This is a genomic window from Glaciihabitans sp. GrIS 2.15 (assembly GCF_035984695.1).
GTDB lineage: Bacteria > Actinomycetota > Actinomycetes > Actinomycetales > Microbacteriaceae > Lacisediminihabitans.
The window spans coordinates 1-4,931 of record NZ_JAXCHU010000028.1 but is presented as its reverse complement, the minus strand read 5'-3'; the positions used below and the strand labels follow the sequence as shown (position 1 = coordinate 4,931).

At 59.9% G+C, this 4,931-nt stretch carries 5 protein-coding genes; all 5 read left to right on the top strand.

Annotated elements, in window-relative coordinates; translation table 11 throughout:
• The first annotated feature begins 522 nt into the window (after positions 1-522).
• A complete protein-coding gene (locus RCH11_RS18010) occupies positions 523-1,170 on the top strand; it encodes a class I SAM-dependent methyltransferase (protein ID WP_327058405.1) in 648 nt (215 codons plus the stop codon).
• A gap of 137 nt (positions 1,171-1,307) precedes the next feature.
• Positions 1,308-1,856, top strand: a complete 549-nt coding sequence (locus RCH11_RS18005; protein ID WP_327058404.1) for a hypothetical protein — start codon at positions 1,308-1,310, stop codon at positions 1,854-1,856.
• Between the two features lie 329 nt (positions 1,857-2,185).
• Entirely contained in the window at positions 2,186-3,514 is a 1,329-nt protein-coding gene (gene aspS, locus RCH11_RS18000; RefSeq protein WP_327058403.1) for an aspartate--tRNA(Asn) ligase, read from the top strand.
• A 167-nt stretch (positions 3,515-3,681) separates the two neighbouring features.
• Complete coding sequence (locus RCH11_RS17995) at positions 3,682-4,191, top strand: GNAT family N-acetyltransferase (RefSeq protein ID WP_327058402.1); 510 nt, start codon at positions 3,682-3,684, stop codon at positions 4,189-4,191.
• A gap of 522 nt (positions 4,192-4,713) precedes the next feature.
• The coding region (locus RCH11_RS17990; protein ID WP_327058401.1) for a hypothetical protein at positions 4,714-4,931 on the top strand (218 nt) is incomplete at its 3' end.

Here is a 4,931-nt window from a genome sequence, read left to right as displayed (position 1 = left end):
CCCACAACGACGGAATCCACGAGCCGGTCACCGATATCGCAGTGCCCAGGATGCCGAGGATTACCGCGATGTGCAAAAGCCGACGCCGGTCGTTAGCGACTACCGCTGTATGGGAGAGCACTGGTGAGAGGAACACTGTCCCATTGTCGGCGGCCTGGACTGAGACTCCTCCAATAATGGGTGATCCCAACGGTACTCTGTGTGTTCTCTTGGTCTGGAGCAGGTACGGTCGGTCAGGTGACCGGTCCGACTCAGCCCGCCGCACGGAACTCGCCCAGGCCGCCACTGGTGTTCATCGCATCGATCTGTCGATTCAATACGCCGGAAGTTGTCAAGGTGAATTGGACAAATAGGAGTTCAGGCAGCTGACTCGACATCGGTCGCTGGCCCTCAGTTTGGCCGGCGTGGTCCCGCGGGGTTTGCTAATCCAGGTTGTGCCCGACTGGGCGAGGATCTTCGGGTCATTCGACGTGTTGAGACGTACCGGGTCCGCGTGGGGGCGTGTTCGGTATGGTCGTGTCCGTGAACGAAGAACTGCGCGAGCAAACTCGATCGGCATACGATGCGGTGGCTTCTGACTACGCGACGATCATTCCCGACACAGGCTTCGAGGCGCCGTTTGACCTGGCGATGGTCAATGAATTCGTAAGCGAGGTTGCCAAGCGTCCTGGTTCGAAGGTCTTGGACGCTGGATGCGGGGCCGGCCGGATGGTGACCTACCTCCAGTCGCAATCCCCGTCACTTGATGTAGTCGGCATTGATCTGTCAGCGGAGATGATCGCGCTCGCGCAGTCTGCGCACCCGACCGCCAAATTCCGACAGGCAGATCTTTCGGACACTCAATTTCCGGAAGAGGAGTTCGACGGCATTCTTGCCTGGTATTCGATCATCCACACCGAGCCGGATCAGCTCGCCGAGATCGTTGCTGAATTCGCTCGAATTCTCCGATCTGAGGGGCTAGTGCTGCTTGGCTACCAGGTCGGTACCGGAGAACGCCAGTTGAACAGGCCGTACGGACACGACGTCGAGCTGCGGGCATTCCTGCACCGAACCGACGGGGTTATCGCGACTCTCACCAACGGTGGTTTCGACCTCATCGCGAAGCTGGATCGTGCCCCGCGAACGTCGGAGCGACACGCTCAGGGTTTCGTGCTCGCGCGACGCCAGTAGCTGACGCGGTCACCGTTCCCATCTGACTCATCGCGAAGACGATCTGAATCGCCTTGAATTCGTCGCGTTTACCGCCCACAGGTTTGACGTATCGAGCGTTTGATCCCGACCTGCATGTTTGGTCGTACCCTGACGATATGCCTGTCGATCCGCTCGAACTTAATCCCGACGCGTACATCACGTTTGTGATTGGAATGACCGCGCGGAAGGACGTCGATATTGAGGAGACGGTGCGCTGGGTTTGGAGAGAACTCGTACGTCTCAACGGCCGCGAGGCTGACACACTTCCGCGCCGGCTGCCCGCATTGGTTGATGGTTGTGAGTCGCTCCTCGTCGCTTCGTCTCTCCCTGACCAGGTTGTGGTGGCCGGAAGGAGTGTCCTCAAGGATGCGCGCGACGCCCACGGCGATCGAAACGTCCTTGTCCACGAGCAGTGGACCGATGATGAGAATGGACGCTGGGAACGAGGGCACAACCCGCTTAAGGATCGACACCCTGCCTGGACTGTGCCACAGTTCGATAACGTGCTCAGGAAACTCACAAGGGTAAGCGAGCGGATGTACTCGTTACTCAGCGTTGTGCGGGTACACCGACAGGACACTCTCGATCACATCTATCAATTTGATCTCGCCGTCATCGAGAATCGCTTCACCATGAACGAGGACGGCAAAATGGTCGCCGACTAGGACAGCAGTGCGAACGTAGATCTGTCGCGCTTGCCGTCCGGCTTGCGGTCGTGCTCCGCGGAGGGAGGTCCAGCGTTGGTTGTGTTTGCGCATGCAACTCCAGCATTCAGTGGAGCAATCTGAAGCGCGGGTAGTGCTGTCTCTTTGGCTCTTAGCTCCTCATGGTCCTCGGGCGGTGATCGAACATGCCGTGGCGGCCGCCAGCGAAACCTGGACCGGGCACCCCCTCCATCCTTTTTTTCGTCCCGGTGGCGGAGATGATCGCGGTTAGTGGCCTGTCAGCGAGGATGTCGTCCGCTGCAGTTACTCCCGAGCTAAGGTCGGTAATCGTGACGACTCGTACCCTGATCAAGAACCTGGCCGCAGCTTTCGACGGTCCCGTGAGCGTTTCCGGTTGGGTTGAAACGGTGCGAGATCAGAAGAAAGTGCAGTTCGTCGTGTTGCGTGACGAATCCGGTGCTGTGCAGCTTGTGCATCCGCGGGCCTTCGCCGACGACGGAACCCCGCTGGCCGATCCGCTGGCTGAGAGCATCTCTGCTCTGACCCAGGGTTCGTTCCTCACCGCGACCGGCGAGCTCAAGCACGACGAGCGGGTGAAGCTCGGCGCGGTCGAGATCAAACTGGACGGCCTCACAATCGCGAGTGCTGCGATTGCCGAGACGCCGATCGCTGCCGACTCCAACATCGACAAGCGCATGGACTGGCGGTTCCTCGACCTTCGTCGTCCCGAGCAGAATCTTGTTTTCCGTGTACAGACCACGTTCGAACACGCGCTGCGCACCTATTGGGTCGAGAACGACTTCATCGAGTTGCACACCCCGAAACTGATGGCGAGTGCGAGCGAGTCGAAAGCGGAGCTGTTCGAGGTCAAGTATTTCGAGGGCACGGCGTTTCTTGCCCAATCCCCGCAATTCTTCAAACAGATGGCGCAACCGGCCGGATTCGGCAAAGTTTTTGAGGTCGGACCTGCCTTCCGCGCGGACCCGAGCTTCACCAGTCGACATGCGACCGAGTTCACCTCCGTCGATGCGGAGATCAGCTGGGTCGCCAGTCACGAAGACGTCATGACCCTGCACGAGAACCTCATCGTCGCGGGCCTTACAGCGGTGAAGGCAAAACACGGTGGTGAGATCACGGCCCTATTTGGCGTGGAGGTGTCCGTTCCGACTACGCCGTTTCCGCGCATCCCGCTTGCTGAGGCGAAACGGATTGTCGCTGAGCGCGGCTACGTGGTGCAGCGGGTTGACGATGATATAGATCCGGAGGGCGAGCGTCAGATCGCCGCCTATGTTGCGGAGACGTTGGGCCACGAGTTCGTTTTCCTCACCGATTACGCCTCGGGTATTCGGCCGTTTTATCACATGCGTTACGACGATGACCCAAGCATCACCAAGAGCTATGACCTCATTTTCAACGGGGTGGAGATCTCCACTGGTGCCCAGCGCGAGCACCGTATTGAGGTGCTCGAGCGGCAAGCCCGCGCTCAGGGCCTCGATCCTGAGGAGCTGAGTTTCTACCTGGATTTCTTCCGCTACGGGGTCCCTCCGCACGGCGGATTCGGTATGGGACTCGGCCGTGTGCTGATGCTGTTGCTGCATCTGGCCAACCTGCGGGAGGTTACCTACCTGTTCCGCGGACCCGCACGACTCCTGCCGTGATCGCGGGGGTGATATCTCGCCAGGTGCGGTTGATGGCTGTTATCAAGCGGGGTGACCTGGCCGGGGGATCTCCCGGACTCCGGTGACCCCGGCACGGGACAAGCAACTCCCCCCAGTAGCCGTTCCTCTTCGGAGCCCGCTCCGCGCCCTGAGTTAGGCTCACTGCGGTGAGTACATACGCATTCTTAATCCGTCCAACAACCGATGCTGACTGGCGTGAAGTTCGCGATCTGCGCTTGGAAATGATTCGCGATACCCCGACGGCGTTTGCTGAATCGCTTGAGGAAGCGCTAAGCCACGACGAGGCTAAGTGGAGGATGCGCGGACGGCGCGGCGAAAGTGCTCACAGCATCGCGATCGCTGCAATCGCCGAATCTGGTCGCTGGGTTGGAACGATGGCCGGATTGGTCGTAGATCAAGACACCGGCCCTCTTCTCGTGGGCGTATATGTAGCCCCCGATTTTCGTGGCAGCAAGTTGGGACTGACCGATGCCTTGTTAGCGGCCGTCGAAGAATGGGCACGCACCGAGGGTGACCAGTTGACTCTCCATGTGCACGAAGAGAACTCTCGCGCACGAAAAGCCTACGAACGCCGGGGCTTCGTGGCCACAGGTCACACCGTCCCCTACAACCTCGACTCCAGCAAGAACGAGCTTGAAATGGTCAAGAAGCTCTAGACGCTCAATACACGCCATTTCATCAGCGTCTGCAAGGCCGACCGAACTCGCGTCGCTTTAGACGTTCCCCACTAGGAGCCTCTGGTGGGGGTGCTCCCAGGTCACCGCGAGCGGAACACGATTCGCGGAAATCAAGCTCTCGACAGCCCCTATCCTCCGGCGTCGGTTTCACCGGGCTTCGCATCGCCCGCACCGCAGCAATCGGCGCAGGGCTTTCTTTGGTTTGGCCGTCGTGCGCTCGGCCATTGCACCACCGCCGTCTAGAAGTCAGTCACTTTCTTGGCATGCCACGCACACCTTGCGGGAATACGATCTCTCTATCGGGCTTCTCGTCACGTCGGCAGCCCGCGACGCACCGCCTCACAGCAGCGTCGAAGCATCGCTGCGCCACAGATTGACGCTGCTGCGATGCGGCGGCTGATCGTAAAATTGTGACCCCGACGACACCGTTTCTCATCCAGCTAAAGCACACAGGGAGCATCAATGGGCACTGACGACCAGACCAACACATGCAGTTTCCACATGAGCGGTGCGCTGCCAGCAGGTGGCGACCACCTCGGTGGCACCTTCGGTCAGTCGCCGACCCTGGACAGTTGGTACCCGCAGCGTCTCCGGGTTGAGCTTCTGCACCGGAACGGCGTAGATGCCGACCCGCTCGGCGCGGACTTCGACTACGCGGCGGCTTTCGCCACGATCGACTTCACGACCCTCAAGTCGGACATCAAGCGACTGCTCACCAC

Excerpts from the sequence above, each read along its gene's own strand:
- RCH11_RS18005 (WP_327058404.1), top strand. The coding sequence starts at position 1,308 with ATGCCTGTCGATCCGCTCGAACTTAATCCCGACGCGTACATCACGTTT.